General features: G+C 64.0%; 31 protein-coding genes. 14 read left to right on the plus strand and 17 right to left on the minus strand.

Going from position 1 to position 23045, the window contains the following annotated elements; genetic code table 11:
* Positions 1-6: 6 nt before the first annotated feature.
* From EN845_RS17200 to EN845_RS17245, 10 genes are all read right to left on the minus strand, one after another.
* Positions 7-1083, minus strand: coding sequence for a 5-(carboxyamino)imidazole ribonucleotide synthase (locus EN845_RS17200; protein ID WP_127872098.1), 1077 nt, complete (start codon positions 1081-1083; stop codon positions 7-9).
* Entirely contained in the window at positions 1080-1577 is a 498-nt protein-coding gene (gene purE / locus EN845_RS17205) for a 5-(carboxyamino)imidazole ribonucleotide mutase (protein ID WP_027141852.1), read from the minus strand. Before purE ends, EN845_RS17200 begins: the two co-directional genes overlap by 4 nt.
* 98 nt (positions 1578-1675) lie before the next feature.
* On the minus strand, positions 1676-2581 hold the full coding sequence (locus EN845_RS17210) for an anti-sigma factor (protein WP_127872097.1): 906 nt from the start codon (positions 2579-2581) through the stop codon (positions 1676-1678).
* Entirely contained in the window at positions 2578-3117 is a 540-nt protein-coding gene (locus tag EN845_RS17215; protein ID WP_127872096.1) for a sigma-70 family RNA polymerase sigma factor, read from the minus strand. Before EN845_RS17215 ends, EN845_RS17210 begins: the two co-directional genes overlap by 4 nt.
* Before the next feature lie 389 nt (positions 3118-3506).
* Positions 3507-4712 carry an aminotransferase class V-fold PLP-dependent enzyme gene (locus EN845_RS17220; protein ID WP_127872095.1) on the minus strand — a complete coding sequence of 402 codons (1206 nt, stop codon included), beginning with the start codon at positions 4710-4712 and terminating at the stop codon, positions 3507-3509.
* Positions 4713-4736: 24 nt separating this feature from the next.
* Complete coding sequence (locus EN845_RS17225) at positions 4737-5198, minus strand: RidA family protein (protein WP_127872094.1); 462 nt, start codon at positions 5196-5198, stop codon at positions 4737-4739.
* 38 nt (positions 5199-5236) lie between these two features.
* Positions 5237-6031, minus strand: coding sequence for an amino acid ABC transporter ATP-binding protein (locus EN845_RS17230; RefSeq protein ID WP_127872093.1), 795 nt, complete (start codon positions 6029-6031; stop codon positions 5237-5239).
* 4 nt (positions 6032-6035) lie between these two features.
* Positions 6036-6686 (minus strand): amino acid ABC transporter permease, encoded by a 651-nt coding sequence (locus tag EN845_RS17235; RefSeq protein WP_127278465.1) that lies wholly within the window; start codon positions 6684-6686, stop codon positions 6036-6038.
* Position 6687: 1 nt separating this feature from the next.
* Positions 6688-7353, minus strand: a complete 666-nt coding sequence (locus EN845_RS17240; protein WP_127872092.1) for an amino acid ABC transporter permease — start codon at positions 7351-7353, stop codon at positions 6688-6690.
* Between the two features lie 73 nt (positions 7354-7426).
* Complete coding sequence (locus EN845_RS17245) at positions 7427-8257, minus strand: transporter substrate-binding domain-containing protein (RefSeq protein WP_189522882.1); 831 nt, start codon at positions 8255-8257, stop codon at positions 7427-7429.
* A gap of 169 nt (positions 8258-8426) precedes the next feature.
* Between EN845_RS17245 and EN845_RS17250 the strand changes: the two genes are divergently transcribed.
* On the plus strand, positions 8427-9215 hold the full coding sequence (locus tag EN845_RS17250; RefSeq protein ID WP_127872090.1) for an IclR family transcriptional regulator: 789 nt from the start codon (positions 8427-8429) through the stop codon (positions 9213-9215).
* Positions 9216-9234: 19 nt separating this feature from the next.
* Here the strand turns inward: EN845_RS17250 and EN845_RS17255 are convergent, their stop codons facing one another.
* A complete protein-coding gene (locus tag EN845_RS17255; protein WP_127278462.1) occupies positions 9235-9438 on the minus strand; it encodes a YdcH family protein in 204 nt (67 codons plus the stop codon).
* Between the two features lie 238 nt (positions 9439-9676).
* Between EN845_RS17255 and EN845_RS17260 the strand changes: the two genes are divergently transcribed.
* The 5 genes from EN845_RS17260 to EN845_RS17280 all read left to right on the plus strand — a co-directional run bounded on the left by EN845_RS17260 (position 9677) and on the right by EN845_RS17280 (position 13280).
* Positions 9677-9856, plus strand: coding sequence for a YdcH family protein (locus tag EN845_RS17260; RefSeq protein WP_127278461.1), 180 nt, complete (start codon positions 9677-9679; stop codon positions 9854-9856).
* Between the two features lie 349 nt (positions 9857-10205).
* Positions 10206-11459: a flavodoxin-dependent (E)-4-hydroxy-3-methylbut-2-enyl-diphosphate synthase gene (gene ispG, locus EN845_RS17265; protein WP_127872170.1), complete on the plus strand. Its 1254-nt coding sequence runs from the start codon at positions 10206-10208 to the stop codon at positions 11457-11459.
* Between the two features lie 5 nt (positions 11460-11464).
* Entirely contained in the window at positions 11465-12319 is an 855-nt protein-coding gene (locus EN845_RS17270) for a lytic transglycosylase domain-containing protein (RefSeq protein WP_127872089.1), read from the plus strand.
* Between the two features lie 57 nt (positions 12320-12376).
* Positions 12377-12478 (plus strand): hypothetical protein, encoded by a 102-nt coding sequence (locus EN845_RS36110; protein ID WP_245491608.1) that lies wholly within the window; start codon positions 12377-12379, stop codon positions 12476-12478.
* A 49-nt stretch (positions 12479-12527) separates the two neighbouring features.
* Positions 12528-13280, plus strand: a complete 753-nt coding sequence (locus EN845_RS17280) for a Stf0 family sulfotransferase (RefSeq protein ID WP_167531419.1) — start codon at positions 12528-12530, stop codon at positions 13278-13280.
* A gap of 15 nt (positions 13281-13295) precedes the next feature.
* On the opposite strand, the gene EN845_RS17285 is transcribed toward EN845_RS17280, so the two are convergent.
* Together EN845_RS17285 and EN845_RS17290 are read right to left on the minus strand one after the other, a co-directional pair.
* Entirely contained in the window at positions 13296-15629 is a 2334-nt protein-coding gene (locus EN845_RS17285; RefSeq protein WP_127872087.1) for a response regulator, read from the minus strand.
* A gap of 172 nt (positions 15630-15801) precedes the next feature.
* Complete coding sequence (locus EN845_RS17290) at positions 15802-16719, minus strand: polyprenyl synthetase family protein (protein WP_127872086.1); 918 nt, start codon at positions 16717-16719, stop codon at positions 15802-15804.
* 222 nt (positions 16720-16941) lie between these two features.
* Between EN845_RS17290 and EN845_RS17295 the strand changes: the two genes are divergently transcribed.
* From EN845_RS17295 to EN845_RS17305, 3 genes are all read left to right on the plus strand, one after another.
* Positions 16942-17703: a transglycosylase domain-containing protein gene (locus EN845_RS17295; RefSeq protein WP_127872085.1), complete on the plus strand. Its 762-nt coding sequence runs from the start codon at positions 16942-16944 to the stop codon at positions 17701-17703.
* A 141-nt stretch (positions 17704-17844) separates the two neighbouring features.
* Positions 17845-18027 carry a 50S ribosomal protein L32 gene (gene rpmF / locus EN845_RS17300; protein WP_008834724.1) on the plus strand — a complete coding sequence of 61 codons (183 nt, stop codon included), beginning with the start codon at positions 17845-17847 and terminating at the stop codon, positions 18025-18027.
* A gap of 249 nt (positions 18028-18276) precedes the next feature.
* Positions 18277-18678 (plus strand): hypothetical protein, encoded by a 402-nt coding sequence (locus EN845_RS17305; protein WP_127278211.1) that lies wholly within the window; start codon positions 18277-18279, stop codon positions 18676-18678.
* 3 nt (positions 18679-18681) lie between these two features.
* On the opposite strand, the gene EN845_RS17310 is transcribed toward EN845_RS17305, so the two are convergent.
* The 3 genes from EN845_RS17310 to EN845_RS17320 all read right to left on the minus strand — a co-directional run bounded on the left by EN845_RS17310 (position 18682) and on the right by EN845_RS17320 (position 20106).
* Positions 18682-19113 carry a heme-binding protein gene (locus EN845_RS17310; RefSeq protein WP_127872084.1) on the minus strand — a complete coding sequence of 144 codons (432 nt, stop codon included), beginning with the start codon at positions 19111-19113 and terminating at the stop codon, positions 18682-18684.
* Between the two features lie 161 nt (positions 19114-19274).
* A complete protein-coding gene (locus EN845_RS17315) occupies positions 19275-19508 on the minus strand; it encodes a hypothetical protein (RefSeq protein WP_127278213.1) in 234 nt (77 codons plus the stop codon).
* Between the two features lie 76 nt (positions 19509-19584).
* Positions 19585-20106: a helix-turn-helix domain-containing protein gene (locus EN845_RS17320; protein WP_127278214.1), complete on the minus strand. Its 522-nt coding sequence runs from the start codon at positions 20104-20106 to the stop codon at positions 19585-19587.
* Between the two features lie 94 nt (positions 20107-20200).
* Between EN845_RS17320 and EN845_RS17325 the strand changes: the two genes are divergently transcribed.
* The 5 genes from EN845_RS17325 (at position 20201) to EN845_RS17345 (ending at position 22742) form a co-directional block, all read left to right on the plus strand.
* On the plus strand, positions 20201-21037 hold the full coding sequence (locus EN845_RS17325) for an alpha/beta hydrolase (protein ID WP_127278215.1): 837 nt from the start codon (positions 20201-20203) through the stop codon (positions 21035-21037).
* An 89-nt stretch (positions 21038-21126) separates the two neighbouring features.
* Complete coding sequence (locus tag EN845_RS17330; protein ID WP_127872083.1) at positions 21127-21783, plus strand: glutathione S-transferase family protein; 657 nt, start codon at positions 21127-21129, stop codon at positions 21781-21783.
* Between the two features lie 5 nt (positions 21784-21788).
* Positions 21789-22112, plus strand: a complete 324-nt coding sequence (locus EN845_RS17335; RefSeq protein WP_127278217.1) for a metalloregulator ArsR/SmtB family transcription factor — start codon at positions 21789-21791, stop codon at positions 22110-22112.
* 13 nt (positions 22113-22125) lie between these two features.
* Positions 22126-22281: a hypothetical protein gene (locus EN845_RS35515; RefSeq protein WP_189522879.1), complete on the plus strand. Its 156-nt coding sequence runs from the start codon at positions 22126-22128 to the stop codon at positions 22279-22281.
* A complete protein-coding gene (locus EN845_RS17345) occupies positions 22278-22742 on the plus strand; it encodes an SRPBCC family protein (protein WP_127872082.1) in 465 nt (154 codons plus the stop codon). Before EN845_RS35515 ends, EN845_RS17345 begins: the two co-directional genes overlap by 4 nt.
* Positions 22743-22774: 32 nt before the next feature.
* Here EN845_RS17345 and EN845_RS17350 read toward each other — a convergent pair whose 3' ends face one another.
* On the minus strand, positions 22775-23038 hold the full coding sequence (locus tag EN845_RS17350) for a metalloregulator ArsR/SmtB family transcription factor (protein ID WP_019861642.1): 264 nt from the start codon (positions 23036-23038) through the stop codon (positions 22775-22777).
* Positions 23039-23045: the final 7 nt, after the last annotated feature.

Raw genomic sequence — 23045 nt, forward strand, 5'->3', positions numbered from 1 at the left:
CGCGAATTAAGTACGTGGGCTGATGCGGGTGAAGTGGCCCATCTTGCGGCCAGGCCGCGCTTCCGCCTTGCCGTAGAGGTGCAGCATCAGGTCGGGCTCGGCGAGCAGGGTTGGAACGCGCAGCACGTCGTCGCCGATCAGGTTCTCCATCACGCAATCGGAATGGCGGTTGGGGCTGCCCAGCGGCAGGCCGGCAATGGCGCGTATGTGTTGCTCGAACTGCGAAACGATGCAGGCGGCTTCGGTCCAATGGCCTGAATTGTGGACGCGGGGCGCGATCTCGTTGGCCAGCAGCGAACCATCGGCCAGCACGAAGAACTCGACACCGATGACACCGACATAGTCGAGCGCGGACAATATCTTCGACGCGGCCACCCGCGCTGCTACCGCCGTTTCGGGTTTGATGCCGGCCGGCAAGGTCGATGTGTGCAGAATGCCGTCGCGGTGCACATTTTCGGCCGGATCATAGGCGGCGACCGCCCCATCGACCCCGCGCGCGGCGATGACGGAAATCTCGCGCTCGAACGGCACGAAGCTCTCCAGGATCAGCGGCACATTACCCATTGCCTCGCAGGTGCCGGCGAAACCACCGGCTTCCATGTTACGGAAGACGCGCTGGCCCTTGCCGTCATAGCCCATGCGCCGCGTCTTCAGGATGCCGCTGCCGCCGAATGCCTTCAGCGCCGCCGTCAATTCGTCGTCCGTGTCGACCGGACGGAAATCGGCGGTGGCAATGCCGATGCTGTTGAGGAATGTCTTTTCGCTCACCCGGTCCTGCGCCACGTCAAGCGCACGCGCTGGCGGATAGACCGCCACCTTGGCGGCAAGCGCGGTCGCAGCGGCCACCGGCACGTTCTCGAACTCGTAGGTGACGACGGCGCTGGCCGCCGCCAGTTCGGCAAGCGCGGCCGGGTCGTCATAGGGGGCCGTAATCTGCCTGTTGGCGACCTGGGCGGCCGGGCAATCCGGCTGCGGCTCCAGCACGGCGGTGCGGTAGCCGAGGCGGGCAGCGGCCATTGCAAGCATGCGGCCCAGCTGGCCGCCGCCAATGATGCCGATCGTCGATCCGGCGGGCAGGCTCACGGCGTGTCCGTCGGTTCGGCGGCGACCTTGGCGGTCTGCGAGGCGCGCCAGGCATCGAGCCTCTGGGCAAGCTTGTCGTCGTTGAGCGCCAACACGGCGGCGGCCAGGAGGGCGGCGTTGGCCGCGCCGGCCTTGCCGATCGCCAGTGTCCCGACCGGAATGCCGGCCGGCATCTGGACGATGGAGAGCAGAGAATCCTGGCCCGACAACGCTTTCGATTCCACCGGCACGCCGAACACCGGCAATGGCGTCATAGCCGCCGTCATGCCGGGCAGATGCGCCGCACCCCCGGCGCCGGCGATGATCACCTTGTAGCCGGCCGCCTTGGCGCCCTTGGCGAATTCGTAGAGCCGGTCAGGCGTGCGGTGCGCCGAAATGATCAGCCGTTTATGGGGAACGCCAAGCGCCTCCAGCGTTTCGGCTGCCTGGCGCATCGTCGCCCAGTCGGATTGGCTGCCCATGATGATGGCGACGTCGGCGCGTTGATCGTTCAAGCTTCTGCTCCCCGGCGACAAAGGCGCGCCTTAGCGGAATTCGCGCGGGGCCGCAAGGATTTGCGGCTATCGGCGAGATGCCGACGGCCGCATCCGGCTCATACCGCGGCCTTGCGGAAGCGGGCGACGAAGTCGTCGAGTTCGGGCCGCTCCATGTCGGAGATCGCCCAGTAGGAGAAGGCGCCGTCGCTCCAGTGCACCATCGAGAAGCCGCCCGAGGAAAGATCGTCCGGCTGGGTGGCCTTGCCGCCCTGCTGCGGTTCGGCGACCAGCGTGATCAGGTGCTCGCGATGGCGGTAGACCAGCGCCGGTACCGGCCGGCCTGATATCACCTCGACCCGGCCGCCGATCAGTGCGAAGCCGTCCTGGGCAAGGTCGGGCGCCGGCGGCGAGACACCGATGCGGGCGTCGAGCCACGGCTTGACCGTATGGCGGTCGGAGGAAACGATGTCGATCGGACTCGCGGCGAGCAGGCTGCGGCGATGGCCGCTGGCGACAGCGGCGGCAAAGCCGTCCTCCGCGCCGTTGAACATCACCCATTGCGTCGCGCCGCTGGCCAGCACCGCGCTGATCATGATCGACGCCGCCATGGCGCGCCAGTCGAACGAGCCGAAGCGGCGTGCCCTTGGCGATGTCCGTGCCTGCGAGGGACGCGTCCCGGCTCCCCGTCTCTGGCCTGCGCCGGCGCCCGTGATCAATCCCGACAGCGGCGTGCCGCGCTGCGGCTCGGTCGCCTCTGCGTCGTCTCGCCGTTCGGTATCCGCCATGCCGATTGCCGCGATGCGGGCCAGAAACGCGTCGCTGATTTCGGGGCGCGGCAAGCGGCTGACCGCGCCTCGCAAGGCGACAATGCGGGCATGTTCGGCGGCAAGCCGGGGGTCGGCGGCGATGCGGCGCTCCACGGCAAGGGCGGCCGCGGCATCGAGTTCGCCATCTACAAGGGCGTGAATCATCAGTCTGACACCTTCGGGATCATTGGGCAGTCCGTCGTCATGGCTGGTCATGGCGCTCTCCCCAGTTCCGACGCCAGCAGGCCGCGGGCGCGGGCAAGCCTGGACATCACCGTGCCCATCGGCACGTCGAGCATGGCCGCTATTTCACGATAGCTGAGGCCGTTTATGTCGCGCAGCACCAGCGTCTCGCGAAACGGCTGCGGCAGGGCAGCGATCGCAGCTTCCAATGCCGCCGTATCGGCCCTGGCGATCAGGCTCGCCTCCGGCCCGTCCTCGTCGGGCAGGCTGGTGCCATGGGCCGCCGCCATGTCGTCGAGATCGCCGAGATCGCCGACAGCCATCATGCCGCGCGGCCGGTTGCGCGCCATCCAGGTGTAGGAGGTGTTGCGCACGATGGTCAGCAGCCAGGCACGGGCATTGCCGCCGGCATAACCCGATATGCCGGCATGCGCCTTGATGCAGGCGTCCTGCACGACATCCTCGGCGTCGGCGGCATTGCCGGTCAGCCAGCGGGCCAGCGCCAGCGCGTCGCCGAGATGCGGCAGCACCACCTGATTGAAGCGCTCTGCCAGGGCCCTCTCGCTCAAAGCAGCACCATGATCCGATACTCCGGGACGGACTGGGCGCGCCGTCTCAAGATGCGACAGCGATTTTGCCTTGCTTGCAGGAGCAAAGCCCCCGGAAGCGGGCAAAGTCGCCTGCCGTGCTGAAAGTGAATTCATCTGCATCACCAGTGTCAAGCGCTATGGCGGAGGGACTGATGACGATCATGCTCGACAGCGCAGGACGGCGGCTGACGCCGCAGCCCTGTCCGCTGTGCTTGCAATGACGATGCATGCCGATCTCCTCAACGCCAGCCGTGGCGTATGTCGAGGAGACTTATCGAGGAGACGATTTATTCCCGCGTGGGCAAATCCGGCTGTTCACAGTCCCGTGATCAGCTGGTGCTTTCGGCATTGTTGGTTCGGTTTGGCGATCAATCCGGCCAGCGCGAGACGCCTGACGAATCCTTGCGGGCGATCTTCATCGCGTCGGCCGGGCGCTCCTTCGCCGTCAGTACGGCGCGCAGGCGCTCGGCGACGATATCCGCCTCGCCGGGGTGAAGGTTGCAGGGGTCGAGGAAGAAATGGCCGCGCTCGACCTCGTGATTGCGCACGATGATCGGCGGCGCGCCCGCGGCAAGTGCCGAGGCAAGACCGGCGGCGGTGAAGCGGCTCTCGGGCGAGACGAAGATCTGCAGTCGGTCGAGCGGATTGGCGGTGGGATCGGGAATGATGATGGCGGCGATGCCGGGCAGTCCCTGCAGTGCATCCTTCCACAGGTTCAGTGCTGCCTCCTCGCGCCGGCGGATGCCAGCATGGTCACGCTTCTCCCAGGCTTCGAGCGCCGCCATGGTGCCGGCGATGCTTTCCTTGCCGACCTTCATGGCGCGCGCCACGCCGCGGTTCTGCAGATAGGCGGCCCGTATCAGATCCTTGCGGCCGGTGACGATGCCGCTGGTCGGCCCGCTCAGGAATTTATGGCCACTGTAGATGACGACGTCGGCGCCGCGCGCGAGGAAGCCACGCAGATCGTATTCGGACGCGGCATCGACGATTACCGGCACGCCCTTGGCGTGGCAGATTTCGCAGAATTCCTCCAGCGACAGCATGCCATACTGCACGGTGTGGTGGGCGACGACATAGAGGCCCGCCGCCGTGCGCTCGTTGATCGCTTCGCGCACGTGATAGTCCTGGGTGACGCTGACGGTCCCTGCCGGGATGACCTTGGCGCCGGCGACACGGATCGACTGGTCGATCGGCGCGCCGTAATTGACGATATGGCCGAGCTGGATGACGACTTCCGACTTCAGCCCTTCGGTATTATCGGGCAGGCGCTCGATGGCGAGCAGGTTGGTCCCCGTCATCGCACCGGCGATCGCCATGGTGATGCCGCTGGCGCAGCAGGCGGTGATGAATCCGGCCTCGCCGCCGGTGAGGCGCGCGACAATCGTGCTCGCGGCGCGCTGCAGATCGTCCATCTCCACCCATTGCGAGGCCATTTCGGCCATGGCGCTGATCGCCTCGGGAACGATGATCGAGGCGCCGAGCGCGGTCATGGTGCCGGAGACGTTGATGATCGGCCGCAAGCCCAGCCGTTCGCGAATGGTGGTGTTGGAGCCGGTGTCGGAATAGGTTTTCATGTGAGCAATCCCGTTGGTGGCAGGTCAGGCGGCGATCTCGACGACCGCTTCGATTTCGACAGTGATATTTCCAGGCAGCGAGCCGACGCCGATCGCCGAACGGGCATGGCCGCCGATCTTGTCGAAGACATCGGCGAACAGGTCCGAACAGCCATTGACCACCCTTGGGTGGTCAATGAAGGTCGGCGTCGCGTTGACGAAGCCGAGCAGCTTGACGACGCGCACGATGCGGCCGAGATCGCCGGCTGCCGCATGCATGACGGCAAGCAGATTGAGCCCGGTCAGGCGGGCATGCCCATAAGCCTGCTCGACGGTCACATCCTCCCCCACCTTGCCGGTGCAAAGCGTGCCGTCGGCGCGCAGCGGCCCCTGGCCGGAGAGGAAGATCAGCCGGCCGCTCTCGGCATGGGTGACGAAGTTGGCGATGGGCGTCGGCGGCTCGGGCAGCGTCAGGCCGAGTTGGGCGAGCCTGGTATAAGGCGTCATTGATGAAGGCTCCTTGGGGCAGCTTTGGCCGCCTGATGTCAGAAATGCGAGGCGCGGAAGCGCGCCAGGAAGGTGCGGAGGCGTTCGTTGGTGGTCTCCGCCGCGAGGATCTCCTTCGGCGGCCCGACGGCGCTGACGCCGCCATCGGCCATGAAGACGATGCGGCTCGAAGCGTCACGGGCAAAGGCCATTTCGTGGGTAACCATCAGCATGGTCATGCCGTCCTCGGCGAGGCTGCGCACGACGGCGAGCACCTCGCCGACCAGTTCGGGATCGAGGGCGGAGGTGATCTCGTCGAGCAGCAGGATCTTCGGCTCCATGGCCACGGCGCGGGCGATGCCGACGCGCTGCTGCTGGCCGCCGGAGAGCTCGGCCGGCAGGCTGTCGGCCTTGTGGGCAAGGCCGACCCGGCCGAGCCAATGCTCGGCGATCGAGCGTGCCTCGGCCTCGTTCTTACCCCGCACCTTGGTCAAGCCCAGCATGATGTTGCCGGCTGCCGTCAGGTGCGGGAACAGGTTGAAGCTCTGGAACACCATGCCGGTCTCGGCGCGCATGCTGGCCAAATCGCGTTCGCTGCGGCGCTGGCGCGTCCCGGCCTCGCGATAGCCGACCTCCTTGCCGTCGATGCGGATCGAGCCGCTGTCGTAGCTCTCCAGGAAGTTGACGCAGCGCAGCAGGGTGGTCTTGCCGCTGCCGGAAGGGCCGATGACGGTCACCACCTCGCCGCGCTTCACCTGAAGGCTGACGGAGCGCAGCACCTCGACGGCGCCGAAGGCCTTGGAGACATCACGCACGTCGAGCAATGCGGGACTGGCGTTCGAGGCTTCGGACATCGTGCTATTCCCGGATGAAGGAGAAACGCCGCTCCAGCCGCCGGCTGGCGAGCGAGAGAGCGTAGTTGACCGCAAAATAGATGAGTGCGCCCAGTATATAGAGCGGCATCGCCTCATAGGTGCGGCCGATGACCTGGTTGATGGCCTGCATCAAATCGGTGATGCCAAGCAGCGACACCAGCGCGCTGCCCTTGACCGCGTCGGTGACGCCATTGATCCAGGGCGGCAGGAAGCGCCTGAAGGCCTGCGGAAAGATGACGTAGGTGAGCCGTTGGCGAAAGGTCAGTCCGATCGCCATCGCGGCTTCGGACTGTCCCTTCGGGATCGAGCCGACCGCGCCCCTGAGATACTCGATGACCTGCGCCGTCTTGAACAGGGTCAGCGCGGACACCGCGGCCCAGAACGACGGCAGATGCAGCCCGATCGCCGGCAGGCCGTAATAGACGAAGAACATCAGCACCAGGATCGGAATGCCGCGAATGGTGTCCGAGAAGATGCGCACCGCCCAGCGCAGCGGCGCCGGTCCATAGACCAGGCCGACGCCCAGCAGGACGCCGGCGATAAGCGACAGCACCACGACCAGCAGCGATACCCACAAGGTCACGGCGAAGCCTTGGGCGAGGAACGGCAGCGCGTAGAGGATCTGGCCAAGCATGTCAGCGCGCCGCCCTGAACCGGCGCTCGATGAGCCGCAGCCCAAAAAGCATGATGTAGCCGGTCACCAGATACATCGCTGTGGTGACCAGGTAGACCTCGACGATGCGGAAGGTGTTGAAGTTGATCCACTGGGCGCCGAAGGTGAGTTCGGGCACCGAGATGACGGAGGCGATCGAGGTGTCCTTGAACAGCGAGATGAAGGTGTTGGACAGCGCCGGCAGCGTGATGCGCAGCATGGTCGGCAGGCGCACGTGGAGCAGCCTTTGCCAGGGCGTGAGGCCGATCGCCTTGCCGGCGTCGAGCTGGCCGCGCGGGACAGCCTCGAGGCCGGAGCGAAACACTTCGACCAGATAGGCGCCGCTATAGACCGAGAGGGTCAGGACAAACGAGGTTGGTGCGCTGTAGGCCAGGTCGACCACGGTCGGCAGGCCGTAGAAGACGAGATAGACGAGCAGGATCAGCGGCACGTTGCGGATGAATTCGACATAGGCGGCGATCACTGCCCGGACCGCGCGTCCTGCCGAAACGTACCAGACCGCGAGCACCAGCCCGATGACGACGCCGATGGCGATCGAGATCACGGCAAGCTCGAGGCTGAGCAGCAGGCCGCCCCACAGCTTGTCGAAATGCCGCCAGATCAGGTTGAAATTGAGGGCATAGCCCATGCGTCCGCCTCGGTGTGAAGGGCGTCGAGTCGATTACGGAAGGGCTGGAATGCCGCCCTTCCGTAATCCGGGATCAGATGACCGGGAAGCCGGGATGTCGCGCCGGCGGTTCCTGGCCGAAATAGTCCTTGAAGGCGGCATCATAGAGCGCCGATTCATGGCCGAACATGGCGATGGTGAAGGTCTGGTCGACGAAGGTCAGCCAGTCGAGATCGCCTTGCCGAACTGCCGCGCCATAGAGCATCGAATACCAGCTCTTGCCGGCATCGAAATATTTGTCGGGATTGCGCGAGGCGAGCCAGCGCACGGTGGACAGATCGACCGCAGCGGCGTCGGCTCGTTTCGATTCCAACGCCTGCAGCACGTTGGCCTGGGTGTCGATCTGCAGCACCTGGGCCTGCGGCAGAGCGTAGTGGACCGAGCTTTCAGCGTCGACATTCTGCAGGATCGAAATGCGGGTCGCGGAACCGCCGGCGAGCAGCTTGTCGAAGGTCTTGTTCTCGGCGGTCGGCAGTGTCAGCAAGGCAACGCCTTCGACATAGTAGGGCCGGGAGAAATTGATCAGCTGCGAGCGTTGCGCCGTCATCGTCATGAACTGGATCGTGATGTCGACCTTGTTGGTGGTCACGTTGGGAATGCGCTGCGCCGGATCCTGCATGACGAACTCGACCTTGGTCGGATCGTCGAAAAGGCCCTTGGCGAGGATGCGGCCCATGGTGATGTCCATGCCCACAAGTTCGCCCGCATCGTTCTCGAAGTGCCAGGGCGCGTTGGTGCTGCCGGTGCCGACAATCAGCTTGCCTCTGTCGAGCACGGTTCGCAGAAGACTGTCGGATGCGGCTTGCGCGGCGGCCTTCTGGGCATCGACGGTTGCCAGCACCCCGGCGGTGGCCAGTCCCGCCATTCCCAATTTCAGAAAATCACGTCTTCCGGATATGTCGTTCACGGCGACCTCCTTTCGTGTTGTGTTCCCCTATGCACAGGTCATACACGCGACAGCGATTATCAAAATTGTCTCTTACAAGAGACGCATGTATCCTGTACAAGACAGATACTAACACCAGGAATCGACAATGCAAGATGGCAATGCCCAAGCAATTTCGGCCGACGAGAAGACGACGGCCTCCCGCGAGAAAGGCCTCAACCGGGTCCTGGAGATCCTGGAGTTTCTTCACACGACGCAGCGGGCGATCGGCATTGGCGATCTTGCCAAGGGGGTGAACGCGCCGCGTTCGACCACCTACACGCTGGTGCGGTCGCTGGTCGATGCCGGCCTGCTGGAAATGGCCGGCGACGGCAACCGCGTCTATTTCGGCAAGAAACTCTATCTCTACGGAATGGACTATGTGCGCGGCAACGACCTGTTGCGGCGTGGGCGCCAGGAGGTCGATCATCTGTCGCGCGAGACCGGCGAGACCTCGGAACTGTGCATGCTGCAGAGCGGCCGCTACACGATCGTCCATTCCAGCCCCGGCAGCAGGCCGTTCCGCATCAGCTCCGCCACCGGCCTGCAGATACCGCTGCCCTGGACTGCCTCGGGACGGCTGCTTCTTGCGGGGCTGGATAGAGCCGCGATCGAGGCCATGGTGTCCGACGACGACCTCGTGCTGCCCGATGGCCGAAAGCTGCGGCTCGACGATTTCATCGCCGACATCGCAAAGGCCGGGGTGACCGGCTACTGCGTCACCTCGGGCCTTGTCGACGCCTATACGAAATGCCTCGCCGTGCCGGTCTTTTCAGCGCCAGGCAAGGTCGAGGCGACGATGTGCCTGGTGGTTCCGATCGACACGTCGGAGGAGCGGACCGCGGATCTCATCGGCCTGCTGCGCGGCCGTGCCGCCGGGCTCTCGATCGGCGGATAGGCGGAAAAGCGTTCGCGTCTCAGGCGATGATGTCTGGAATGATCTTGTCTTCCAGCTTCATCAGCCGGTCCTTGAGGACAAGCTTCTTCTTCTTCATGCGCTGGATCTGCAGCGGGTCGCAATTCATGGCGATCATCGCGTTGATCGCGGCATCGAAATCGGCGTGTTCCTGCTTCAGCCGGGAAAATTCGAGGCGAGTATCGGCCTGTTCCTGATCGGACATTCTCTACCGTCTGCACGTCTGCGGCGCCCAAAACTGGGCCTGGTTGGGCGGGGGCGGCAATTTCTGCCACCGGCGCGCAGCCCATATCACATTTCATGTTGTCGTGGAATGCTACCACGCAGCATTCGACATCGCCGTCTGATGGTGGCACACTGTCATTGTGCCGTCACAGATACGACCTGCGGTGGACGTGCCTTGGCGGCTGCAATCGAGGAAACCATGAAAGGGAGAACCAATCATGTCTCTTGCATCCCATCTTGATGAGTTGCAGCGGAAACACGGCGACATTGAACGCGAAATCGATGACGCGATGAACCACCCGTCGGTGGACGACCTCGAAATCGTGAATCTCAAGCGACGCAAGCTGGCACTCAAGGATGCGATTGAGAAATTGAGGGCGCAACCAACCACGCATTGATCCTCACGTGATATAGCCGCTCACCACTGGCGGTTTTCCTTGCCGGCGGCGCCAGCCGCCGGTGCAGTGGTTTTAATTTCAGCGATTCCACAAGCCGAAGCTAATATTCGTCAGGGCCGTTTATGCCGGGCCGCCGTAAGGTCGTGCGCTGTTTCAGGGTCCTGGCCGGCACCAATTGCTGCCAGTGGCGACCTGTCGCCATTGACAAGCCATCTTTGCTCCTCCACCTCATGCCCGGACTTCAGCGCATCGGACCCGGCTTGTGCGTCCAAGCGGACGCACGGGCTTCAGAGAGACGCATAGCGCTCCAGAGAGACGCATGGCGCTCCAGAGACAAAAGGCTGCCGGCATGACCGGGTATTTTTCCTTTCCCTTCCCCCGCCGCACCTCGGTCGGCGTCGATGTCGGCGGCGTGGTCGTCGGCGGCGGCGCGCCCGTGGTCGTGCAATCGATGACCAATACCGATACCGCCGATGTCGATCAGACGGTCGCGCAAGTCGCGGCGCTGCACCGCGCCGGCTCCGAGATCGTGCGCATCACCGTTGACCGCGACGAGAGTGCCGCCGCCGTGCCGCGCATCCACGAGCGACTGTTGCGGCTCGGCATCAACGTGCCGCTGGTCGGCGATTTCCACTATATCGGCCACAAGCTGCTGGCCGATCACCCGGACTGCGCCGAGGCGCTTGCCAAGTACCGCATCAATCCCGGCAATGTCGGCTTCAAGGACAAGAAGGACCGGCAGTTCACCGATATCGTCGAGATGGCGATCAAGCACGACAAGCCGGTGCGCATCGGCGTCAACTGGGGCTCGCTCGACCAGGAGCTGTTGACGCGGCTGATGGACGACAACCAGGACAAGGGTTTTCCCCTGACCGCGCAGGAAGTCACGCGCGAGGCGATCGTGCAGTCGGCGATCCTGTCGGCCGAGATGGCCGAAGAGATCGGTCTTGGCCGCGAAAAAATCATCCTGTCGGCCAAGGTCAGCGGCGTGCAGGATCTGATCGCCGTCTACACCGAACTCGCCACCCGTTCCAACCACGCGCTGCATCTCGGCCTCACTGAAGCCGGCATGGGGTCGAAAGGCATCGTTGCTTCTTCCGCCGCCATGGGCATCCTCTTGCAGCAAGGCATCGGCGACACCATCCGAATCTCGCTGACGCCGGAGCCGAATGGCGACCGCACCCGCGAGGTGCAGGTGTCGCAGGAACTGCTGCAGACCATGGGTTTCCGGCAGTTCGTGCCGATCGTCGCGGCCTGCCCCGGCTGCGGCCGCACCACCTCCACCGTGTTTCAGGAACTGGCGCAGAACATCCAGGCGGACCTGCGCAAGAACATGCCGGTGTGGCGTGAGAAGTACCCAGGCGTCGAGAACCTCAAGGTCGCGGTGATGGGCTGCATCGTCAACGGTCCGGGTGAGTCCAAGCACGCCGATATCGGCATTTCGCTGCCCGGCACTGGCGAGACGCCGACAGCGCCCGTCTTCGTCGACGGCAAGAAAGCAGCGACCCTGCGCGGGCCGTCGATCGCGGCGGATTTCGAGAAGATGGTCGCCGACTATATCGAACAGAGGTTCGGTCAGGGCGGCAAGGCCGCGGCAGAGTAGGTGAAATGCGGCGTTTCCTGTGGGCGACGCTGATTTTCCTGTGCGGCATGGCCTGGTCGACGCTTGCCCAGGCCGATCCGCCGCAATCGGCCAAGCAGCGGCTGATCGACAAGGTCTGCAACCTGATCCAGGCGCATGCCGACCAGAACGCTCTGCCCCGGGACTTCTTCGCCCGCCTTATCTGGAAGGAAAGCCGTTTCGATCCCAATGCCGTGAGCCCCGTCGGCGCCGAGGGCATTGCCCAGTTCATGCCGGGCACCGCCAAGATGCGGGGGCTTGCCGATTCCTTCGACATCAACCAGGCGATCCCGGCGTCGGCTAGATATCTCGCCGAAATGAAGACCAGTTATGGCAATCTTGGCCTAGCGGCGGCCGCCTACAATGCCGGCGAGAGCCGGGTGTCGCGCTGGCTGAATTCCGGCGGCTTCCTGCCGATGGAGACGGAAAGCTATGTGTTCGACGTCATGGGCGAGCCGGTCGACAAGTTCACGGACCCGGCCTATGCCGGCAAAGTCGAGCCGCTCGATGCCAAGCTGGATTTCGCCGTCGCCTGCCGCAAGCTGCCGGTGATCATGTCGCGGACGGTCGCAATGGCCTCGATCAACATCAAGCCATGGGGCATCCAGGTGGCGGGCAATTTTCGCCGCAGCGCGGCGATCGGCCAGTGGCTCAGGGTGCGGGGCCGCTTTCCGGCCCTGCTTGCCGGGCATGATCCTGTGGTGAGCCGGGTGCGCACGCCGATCGGCCGGCGCGGCATCTACGCCGTCAGGATCGGGATCGACGACCGCGCCGCCGCGAATGTCATCTGCCAGAAGCTGCAAAGCGTCGGCGGCGCCTGCGTGGTGGTGCGCAACCGGTAAGGGCCGAGGGCGCGAAGCGCTGCGCCGACAGGTTGGCGGGGCTGGCGCGCTGGCAATATGAGCGTCCACAACCGGATACGCTACGATCTCGAAGTCGAGACGAACGCCCAAACGCCGCTGCAATGTGCCCGTCGCATCGAGCAACGGTTTCAGCTATAGCGGCGGCCACCATCTCTCCTTGGGCAGCAGCCCTGTCATGCGAGCGCCCATGTTCGACGGATACATCATCTGCGGCACGCCCAGAACCGGCAGCACCTTGCTGTGCAAGCTGTTGGCGGCCACCGGAACGACCGGTGATCCCCACTCATTCTACCGGCGGCAGGATGTGTCGGAGTGGGCGCAGGATTGGGGATTGCCCGATCGCGACACGATGGGCGAGCGTGAATTCCAGCTTGCCTATCTCAATGCGGCGATCGGTGCCGGCAAGGGCGATACTGAAATTTTCGGCTTGCGCCTGATGCGGGAGAACCTGGATGAGCTGTCGGCGATCCTCGACCAGGTCTATCCCGGGCTTGCGTCAGACACAGCGCGTTTCGAACGAGCCTTTGGCCGAGTCCTCTACATACACCTGTCGCGCGAAAACAAACTCGCGCAGGCCGTCTCCCTGGTCAAAGCCCGGCAAACCGGTCTTTGGCATATCGCCCCCGACGGAACCGAAATCGAAAGGGTGGGACCTGCCAGGGAACCTCACTATGATTTCGAGCGCATCAAGGGCGAGGTCGAAGAACTGGAAGCCTATGATACGGCCTGGAACATCTGGTTCGCACAACAGGGCATAGCACCATTGCGGATCGGCTATGAGCACCTTGCCGCCGAGCCGGCCGTGGCATTGCTGCGCATCTGCGAAGCCCTGGGCGTCCCGGCGCCGGATGCCGGGCATGTCAGGCCCGGCGTCGCGAAGCTCGCCGACGAGACAAGCCTGGACTGGATGCGCCGGTTTCATCTGGACGCGGCCGTCTGAGGCGTTGGTGGGTGGTCAGGCGGTCTTGGCCACCACCGTCTCGCTGAGCCAGGTGCCGATCTTGGCGCCGAGGCGATCGGGCGAAACGGGCTTGGGCAGATAGTCGTCCATGCCGGCCTCGATGCACTTGTCGCGGTCGCCCTTCAGCGCATGCGCGGTGACGCCGATGATCGGGATGTGGCCGCCCGACGCCGCTTCGATCGCCCGGATGGCGCGTGTTGCCTCGTAGCCGTTCATTTCCGGCATCGAGACGTCCATCAGAACCAGCCTCGGATGCAGCGACCGGTACATCTCGACCGCGGTGCGGCCATTGCCGGCGATGCGGTAGCTCAGGCCGAGTCCATTGAGGATCTGGCCGAACACCATCTGGTTCACGTCATTGTCCTCGGCGATGAGGATGTCGATCGGGCTGTTCGGCGCGGCATTCGATTCCGGCACTGTCGCGACCGGTACCGCGGGGCCACGGATAACCGTGAAGGCCGGAGTCGCCTGCATCGGTTGGACCGGTTCGCGAATGAACTGCGCCTTGCCGACCTGCGAGCGCGCCTTCTGGATGACCGAGATGACGGTGCCGAGCAGGACCGCCGACCGCGCCGGCTTGGTCAGGTGCGCCGATATGCCGAAGTCGATGATCATCTTGCCGAAATCGACCTGGTCGACGGAGGTCAGGATCACGACCGGGATGGCGGACAGCCGGCTGTCGGCGGCGATGGCCCGGGCGACATCGGCGCCGTTCATGCCGGGCATCTGATAGTCGAGGATGATGCAGTCGACGCTGGCACCGAGTTGGCAGGCGCGATCGAGGAAGGCGAGGCCCATTGCGCCGCTTTCGGCGGCGGCGCAGTCGAAGCTCCAGCTTCTGAGCTGTTCGAGCAGGATCTCGCGGTTGACCGGATTGTCGTCGATGACCAGCACGCGCGCGCCGGTGACGTCCACCGGGACGACAGCGTCGGGCGCCTCGGCACGGTGGACCGGCAGCGGCACGGCGAACCAGAAGACGGAACCGCGGCCGACCTCGCTCTCGACGCCGATCTTGCCTGCCATCAGGTCGATGAGACGGGCGGCGATGGCAAGCCCGAGGCCGGTGCCTTCATGACGGCGGGTCGAAGACCCGTCGACCTGGGCGAACTTCTCGAACACGTTTTGCAATTTCTCGGCCGGGATGCCGATGCCAGTGTCCTCGACGCGCAGCTTCAGCTGGACGACGTCGTTGATGGTTTCGCCGCCGACATCGATCAGCACATGGCCCTTCTCGGTGAATTTCACCGCATTGCCGACCAGGTTGGTGACGATCTGCCGAAAGCGACCGGCGTCGCCGACGACATAGGCCGGCAGCCGAGGATCGACACGCACGATGAGTTCCAGGTTCTTCTCGGCAACGCGTGCCGAGACCAGTGTCGCCACATCCTCCACCGCTTCCGAGAGGCGGAAGGGGGCAGGATCGAGCGTCAGCTGCCCGGCATTGATCTTCGAGAAATCGAGGATGTCGTTGATGATGGTGAGAAGCGCGTTGCCCGATTTGACGATGACGTCGGTGAAGGTCTTCTGGCGCGGGTTCAGTTCGGTCTTGGCCAGCAATTCGGCCATGCCGAGCACGCCGTTCATCGGGGTGCGAATCTCGTGGCTCATATTGGCGAGGAATTCCGACTTGGCACGGTCGGCCGCCTCGGCCTTGAACAAGGATTCGGCCGACTGGGCAAAGGCGCGGCGGATCGCCTGTTCCATCGGCCGGAAGATCCAGAAGGCAACGATGGCGAGCACGGCAAACAACAGGCCGCTCGCCCACAAAAGCAGCCGGTCGCCGGAGGCGTCCGCCAGATGGCGTTCGTCGTCCATCGCGGTGCGGACACGCACCAGCATGGGCTGAACGAACAGGTCGTTCTGGTTGCGGATTTCGCGAGAACTCCATTCATCGGTCTTTTGCGCCACCGACATCAGGTTGAAGTTGCGAACCATGTCACGCGGCGACCAGAACAGATCGCCATTGACGGAAGCGGCCGCCAGCTCGTTGACGGTCTTGGCCGACAGGCGCGGGCGGATCGCGGCGAGCTGGGCGCTCAGCGTCTCGATCTCGCCGGTCAGGCGCTCGGAATGGTCGCGCGCCGAAGCCGTCAGCGCATCGCGCGTCTCGATCCGCCAGGCGGAACTGGTTGTCTCGGCGAAGCTGGTGGCGTTGCGCAGGTCGCGGGTGAAAACGACGAGATTGCTGCTCAGCGCATCGATTTCATGGCGCAAGGAATTGACGCGATTGAGCGCAACCATGATGGCGGCCGAAGCCAGCGCGAAAACCAACAGTCCCGAAAGATAACGTATCCGGACGGACCGGATGAAGGAAGAATATTCCGGCATGCGCAACCCCAACACATACGCATTATTTTAATGGTCGGGATTACGCTTCATTTACATTAAGATTTCGTTGGCGCACCGCAGGTCAATGCATGCGCTGCGGGGACGCGGCGGATCGGATCGATGCGGTGACGCCGAGCCGTCGACCATGCGCAACCCGATATGGGGCCTGCCGTCAGCTGTTGCGGGTTGCCACGAAAGTCGCGGCGGCCTTGAGCAGGGCCGCCTTTTCGCCATAGGGTTCGAGCAACGCGTGCGCCTGGCCGACGAGACCGTCGAGCTGCTTGCGAGCCCAATCCGCGCCGTGCAAGGCCACCAGCGTACCCTTGCCCGCGGCGGCATCCTTGCCGGTCGCCTTGCCCATCTGCCTGGCGTCGGCCGTCAAATCCAGCAGGTCGTCGGCGAGCTGGAAGGCAAGGCCGATCGCCGAACCGAACTCGGCCAGCCTTTCCATGTCATCCGATCGTGCACCGGCCAGGATCGCACCCGCCTCGCAGGCGAAACGGATCAGCGCACCGGTCTTCATCGCCTGCAGCCGGATGATGCCGGCCTCGTCCGGTCGCACCTGCTCGGCATCGAGATCGAGCTTCTGGCCGCCGACCATCCCGCCGGCCCCGGCGGCGCGGGCGAGCGCCACCACAAGGGCTGCGCGCCGCTCGGCCGGCAGCGCGGTCGCCTCGCCGGCGAGGATGTCGAACGCGAGCGTCAGCAGTGCGTCGCCGGCAAGTATCGCGGTGGCCTCGTCGAAGGCCTTGTGCACGGTCGGCTGGCCGCGGCGCAGGTCGTCGTCGTCCATCGCCGGCAAGTCATCATGGATCAGCGAATAGCAATGCACGCATTCAAGTGCGGCCGCGACGCGCAGCGCCGCTTCGCCATCGGCGGAAAACAAGGCAGCACTTTCCATGACCAGGAAGGGGCGCAGGCGTTTGCCGCCGTTCAGCACGCCATGGCGCATCGCCGCCATCAGGCGATCGGGCCTCGCGATCTCGCCCGAAAGCGGGCGGTCGTCGAGCAACCGACGCAGCATCACCTCGACGGCGGCCGCGCGTCTGATGAGCGCCATTTCGAACGCCATTTCGTCGTCATTCGTCATGGCCGGGACCGGTAGCCGACACTCAGACGTTGCGCAAGAAGGCAAGCGCCATTATGCCGGAGCGGTAAGAGCCCGTTTGGAAACTCACCTCCTGCGGTCATCTGAAGGCATTTTCCGCGCTTCCGGTGCTCACGTACTCGAATGTACGCTCCGCTCCGGTGCTCGAAAACACCGTCTTATGACCCTCGGGAGCGCGTTTCGAGACGAGCTTCGTGGCACGGGTTGGGCGGCTTGGCGGAACCGATCGTCGATCATGAGACCGAAAAGCTGGACATGGCGACGAGATCGCGAGGCGTGAACCGCCGCAATCTCAGGCGCTGGCTCCGGCGCGGCATCGTCGTGGCCGCGGTGCTGGCGCTTGTCCCGGTGGTGCTGACCTTTCTCTACCTGCCGTCCTTCGTGCATCCGGTGTCGACACTGATGCTGAAGGACCTGGCGACCTTCTCCGGCTACGACCGGCGCTGGGTGTCCATCGATGACGTGGCGCCCGTGCTCGCCCATTCGGTCATCATGTCGGAAGATGGGCAGTTCTGTTTCCACCGCGGCGTCGATCTCGGCGAGCTCAGGGGCGTCGTCGACGATGCGCTGGCCGGCGAGGCGACGCGCGGCGCATCGACCATCACCATGCAGACGGTGAAGAACCTCTTCCTCTGGTCGCGGCCGCTGGGCTCGGTGCGCAAGGTCGTCGAGCTGCCGCTGGCCGTCTATTTCGACGCGGTGATGTCGAAACGACGCATCATGGAAATCTATCTCAACATTGCCGAATGGGGGCCGGGCATCTATGGCATCGAGGCGGCGGCGCAGCACCATTTCGGCATTCCGGCAAAACAATTGTCCAGACGGCAGGCGGCCCTTCTCGCCGTCACGCTGCCCAATCCGATCGCCCGCAATCCCGCAAAACCCGGGCCGGGCCTCAGGCGGCTGGCCAACCTGATCGAGCGGCGCGCCGGCCGCTCGGGCGCCTATGTCGGCTGCCTGGACTAGCCGGCACAAAAAAGATTCACCGCAGCGCTGGCCAAAACGGTGTCAGGCGTGTATAGGCACCCGACTTTCTCAGATTTAGGCCCCGACATGGCCCTTTCACGAGGGCGGGCGGGGCTTTTGACCATGTAGTGGAGCATATCCATGGCCGTTCCGAAACGCAAAACCTCTCCGTCCAAGCGCGGCATGCGCCGCTCGGCCGACGCCCTCAAGGCCCCGACCTATGTCGAGGACAAGAATTCCGGCGAAATGCGCCGCCCGCACCACATCGACCTGAAGACCGGCATGTATCGCGGTCGCCAGGTGCTGACTCCCAAGGAAAGCTGAGCCCAGCTTTTCCCTGGGTTTGAGTAACAAAGGACCGGCCTCTGGCCGGTCTTTTTGCGTTTGGGACGCCGTGCGCGCCGGCTATTTCAAGCGCTGAGCTTCCCTGTCTCGTTTTCCATGTCGGCCGGGCAACCGGCTGACATGGTTGTTGCATCCGGTCTTCGACCGTGTTTGCGGCCGCGCACGAAAAATCTTGACGCCGTGCCTGTGGAGCATTCTACAGAAGGTGCCCCCATATGGAGACGCCAGATGTTCGGTGCCGTCCCGCTTTTGATCGTGCCTTTCGTGCTCTACAATCTCGGCCTGCTCGGAATATTCGGCGGCGGCGACGATCCGTGGGCGAGTGAGATCTTCTCGTTCCGCATGATGTCGGGCGGGGTGTTCTCGATGACACTCGGCGACCTGATTGTGCTGATCGGGCTGATCTTCCTGTTCCTCGAAATGGTGAAGTCGGCGCGCACGACCACGGCCTCGATCATGGACCATCTTCTGTCGATGCTGGTCTTCGTCGCTTTCCTGGTCGAGTTCCTGCTGGTGAAGGGTGCCGCGCACTCCATCTTCTTCACGCTGATGATCATCGCGCTGTTCGACGTGCTGGCCGGGTTCGCGGTGTCGATGCGGTCGGCCAGCCGCGACATCAATTTGAATTGAGGCTCAGCCCGGATCGGCGGTGAAGCCGGCGGCTTCGATGCCGGCAATCGCGGCTGCCTCGTCATTGTCGGATGTATCGCCGGAAATACCGACGGCGCCGATGATGCTCCCTGCCTTGTCGCGGATCAGCACGCCGCCGGCGACCGGCAGCACGCGTCCTCCCGACACGTCGGAAATGCCGGCAACCAGATGCGGACGTTCCTTGGCGAAGGCCTCGACCTTGCGCGAGCCCATGCCGATGGCCAGCGCGCCATAGGCCTTGCCGGCCGACATTTGCGGGCGCAGGAACGAAGCGCCGTCCTGGCGCTGGAAGGCGACCAGATGCCCGCCGGCGTCGAGCACCGAGACGCCGAGCGGCTTGAGCTTGAGATCGGTGCCCCTGGCGAAGGCGGCATTGATGATCTCGACGGCTTTTTCGAGCGGCAGCGCGGTCATGGCAATCTCCTGTTGAACAGCCCGATCATCGGCGGTCAGCCGGGCGAGGCAATCCCGGTTTCGGTTGAAATTGCTTCCTGTGAAGCAGCGGGATGAAGGCGCCTGACCGGTGGCGTCACCACAGCTCGATTCAGGGCGAGGAATTGGCGGAGGGGGAGACGTTACTTTTTCTTGGCGCGGGCCGGCTTCTTGGCAGGTGCGGCAGGCGTGTTGGCCAGCTCTTCGGCTTCCTTGGCGAGCCGCAGCGCCCGCAGCTTGTCGGTCTTGACCTTGCGGGCGTCGCTCTCGGCGACATACTCGGCCATGGCTTTCTGCCGGACCGTCGCCGCCTCTTCCTGCTTCTTGAAGCGCAGATCGGCACGCGCGCGGGCAGTGTCCCTAGAGTTCTCAACCAAGAGTCTATCCAATCCCATCACGTGTGATTTTCGTCCCTTGTAGCAGAGCCGGCCTTTCAACGGGGAAAATAGTTGGTCAGCCGGCAGGGCTGGCGTTGAGGGCCTTTTTAGCAACGACCGCTTCATAGGCGGCCCGCAGCGTCGCGCGGACAGAGGGGCCGGGCGCTGTATCGAGGGGGGTGCCGAGATGCTCATGGCGCAACTCGGCCATGAATTTCTCCCACATTGGCGGCCCGCCCTTTTCAAGGAGTTCGGCGCGGATCGAGAGCTCCTCGCTGGTCGGCAGCCAGACGCGGCCCCAGGCGCCGAGATGGGCAAGGATGGGCACCAGTGTGATGGCCATCTCGGTCAGGCTGTAGATCGCCTTCTGCTTGTGACTGGGGTCGTCGGCCTTGGTCAACATGCCGAGTTCCATCAGCCGCTTCAGCCGGTCGGCGAGGATGTTGGAAGCAATGCCTTCCATCGACCCGTTGAGCAACTCACGAAAATGCCGCCTGCCGCCAAAAATCATGTCGCGCAGGATGATCAGGCTCCAGCGGTCGCCGAACACCTCGAGCGAGAGGTTGATCGGGCAGCCTGACCGGCGATCGAGGGTCATTCGGTGTTCTCCGCGCAAAACCAGTTGCATTATCGTATCGGTTTTATTATCGTGCAACCGATTGCAAAATGCAAGCAGATGAGGAGGCCAGCAAATGACAACCGAGGACCGTCCCGAGATCATATCCGAAACCTTTGGCGATCCGGCGGACCCCGCGCTGCTGTTGATCATGGGCGCTATGGCCTCAATGCTTTGGTGGCCCGAGGCGTTTTGCCGGAAACTCGCGAATGCCGGCCTTCACGTGATCCGCTACGACAATCGCGACACCGGCCGGTCGACCAAATATCCGGTGGGACAGCCGCCCTACACTTTCGACGACATGGCCGACGACGCGATTGCCGTTCTCGACAGCCGCGGCATCGGCAAGGCGCATGTCGCGGGCATGTCGATGGGCGGCATGATCGCGCAACTCGTCGCGCTCAAGCACCCCTTGCGCGTCGCTTCGCTGACCGTGATCAGCAGTTCGCCCGTGGGGACCGACACTTCGCATCTGCCGAAAACGACCGACGCCTATCTGGAGCATTCGGCCGATGGAGCCAAAGTCGACTGGACGGATCGCCGCCAGGTCATCGACTTCATGGTCAGGGATGCGCGGGCGATCGCCAGCACCGCCCATCCGTTCGACGAGGCGGGGATGAGAGCGTTCATCGAACGGGATTACAGCAGGTCCGGCGGCTTCCTGAGCGCCACCAATCATTTCATGCTCAAGGGCGGTAACCAGTGGAAGGGCCGCCTGCCCGAAATAGCGGCGCCGCTTCTGGTCATCCACGGCACGTCGGATCCGATCTTTCCGGTCGAGCATGGCGAGGCCCTGACCCAAGCTGTTGCCGGCGCGAAACTGCTTCGCATCGAAGGCGGCGGTCACGAACTGCATCCGGATGACTGGCCTGACATAGAGGCCGCCATCGTCGCGCACGTCCGATCCAGCTGAGACTTCGCGGGTGGGCCTTGACGAGCGAGGTTCACCGCAATAGTTAAGCAAATGCTTCAGTGTTTCCACAGAAACAGACGAGCACAAGAATGTCCCTGACGCTGCATTTCCATCCGCTGGCTTCCTTCTGCTGGAAGCCGCTGATCGCGCTTTACGAGAACGCCACGCCTTTTGCGCCGGTCATTGTCGATCTCGGCGACGAGCAATCACGCGCGGCCTTCCTGAAGATTTCGCCGACCGGCAAGATGCCGGCGCTGCGCGACGACGCGCGTGACCGCACTGTGCTGGAATCGACCATTGTCGTGGAATATCTGGCCGCGCACTATCCGGGACCGGTCGAACTCGTTCCCGCCGACATCGACCTGGCGCTGGCGGTCCGTCAGGCCGACCGCTTCTATGATTTCTATGTGCAGGAGCCGATGCAGAAGATCGTCGGCGACAGGTTGCGGCCGCTCGACAAGACCGATCCATTCGGTGTCGAACAGGCGCGCGGCCAGTTGCGCAATTCCTATGCCATCATCGAACAGGAAATGCAGTCCAGGGAATGGGCTGTAGGCGATGCCTTCACCACGGCCGATTGCGCGGCGTCTCCGGCGCTCTTCTACGCCAACAAGGTCGAGCCGTTCGGCGACAAATATCCCGCCGTGAAGCGCTATCACGACCGCTTGCTGCAACGCGCCGCCTTCATCAGGGTGATCGAGGAGGCGCAGCCCTACTTCAAGTTCTTCCCCTACAACAACGGCTGATCGCGATGCTGCACGATCCCGCCCAACTCGACCTGATGTTCCAGGCGCTCGCCGATCCGGCGCGGCGGCAGATGGTCGACCGGCTGTCACGCGGCCCCGCCTCGGTGAGCCAGCTGGCCGAGCCGTTGGCGATGTCGCTGTCGGCGGTCGTCCAGCACCTCAATCTGCTGGAAGCGAGCGGCCTCGTGCGCACGCAGAAGGTCGGGCGGGTGCGCACTTGCCAGATCGATCCAAGGGCGTTGCGAGCGGCCGAGCACTGGATCAATGAGCGGCGCCTCTCGTGGGAGCGCCGGCTGGATCGGCTCGGCGATTTCCTGGCCGAAAGCTAGAGAGGAAAATGTCATGTCGAAGACCAAATCCGAACTGGTGCGCGGCTATTTCGCCGCCTTTCAGGCCGGAGACCGCGCCGTGATGGGTTCAAGCATGCTCCCGAAGACCGGCCTCCGGTTTTCAGGGTCACGTTCCGGGCAATTCACTCCACCAAGGAAGGTTTCATGACTGAGCGATCCGTTGTCCATTCCACCTTTGTCGTCGAGCGGAGCTATCCGGTGGCACCGGCGAAAGTCTTCTCCGCATTCAGCAGCCCGGATGCCAAGCGGCGCTGGTTCGTCGATCCCCATGACCCGGTGCCCACCCGGCACGAAATGGTCTTCCGCGTCGGCGGCAAGGAGGTCAATGCCGGCTGCCCGAACGACGGGCAAATGCATTTCTTCAACGCGGTCTATCAGGACATCGTGCCGGACGAGCGCATCGTTTACAGCTATGAGCTGCTGTTCGGCGAAACCCGCGTTTCGGTGTCGCTGGCGACGATCGAATTTGTGGCGGAAAGCGGCGGCACGCGGCTTGTGATGACGGAGCAGGGCGCCTTCTTCGACGGCCACGACACCTCAGCCACGCGCGAGCATGGAACGGGCGAACTGCTCGACGCGCTCGGCGCCTTCGTGAGTTCGCAATCCTGACCGGGTTGCTCAAGTGCCGGAGGCAGAAACGATCAGGCTTCCCAAAATTGATCGAGCCAGATGTTGAGTCTCAGGAAGCCGGCATTGCTCACCGTATAGACACGCCGCGTGCCTTCAGCCTTGGCGTTGACCAGCCCGGCGTCGAGCAACACTTTCAGATGCTGTGATACGGCCGGGCGGGAGACTGGCAGTCCGGACGCCAATTCGTTGACGGTCTTCGGACCGCGTCGAAGTTCTTCCAGAAGATGGCGCCGATTGGGGTCGGCGATCGCCATGAAGGCGTCGGAAAACATCATGCCTCAT

It is taken from the genome of Mesorhizobium sp. M8A.F.Ca.ET.202.01.1.1, from assembly GCF_004791595.1.
Classification (GTDB): domain Bacteria; phylum Pseudomonadota; class Alphaproteobacteria; order Rhizobiales; family Rhizobiaceae; genus Mesorhizobium.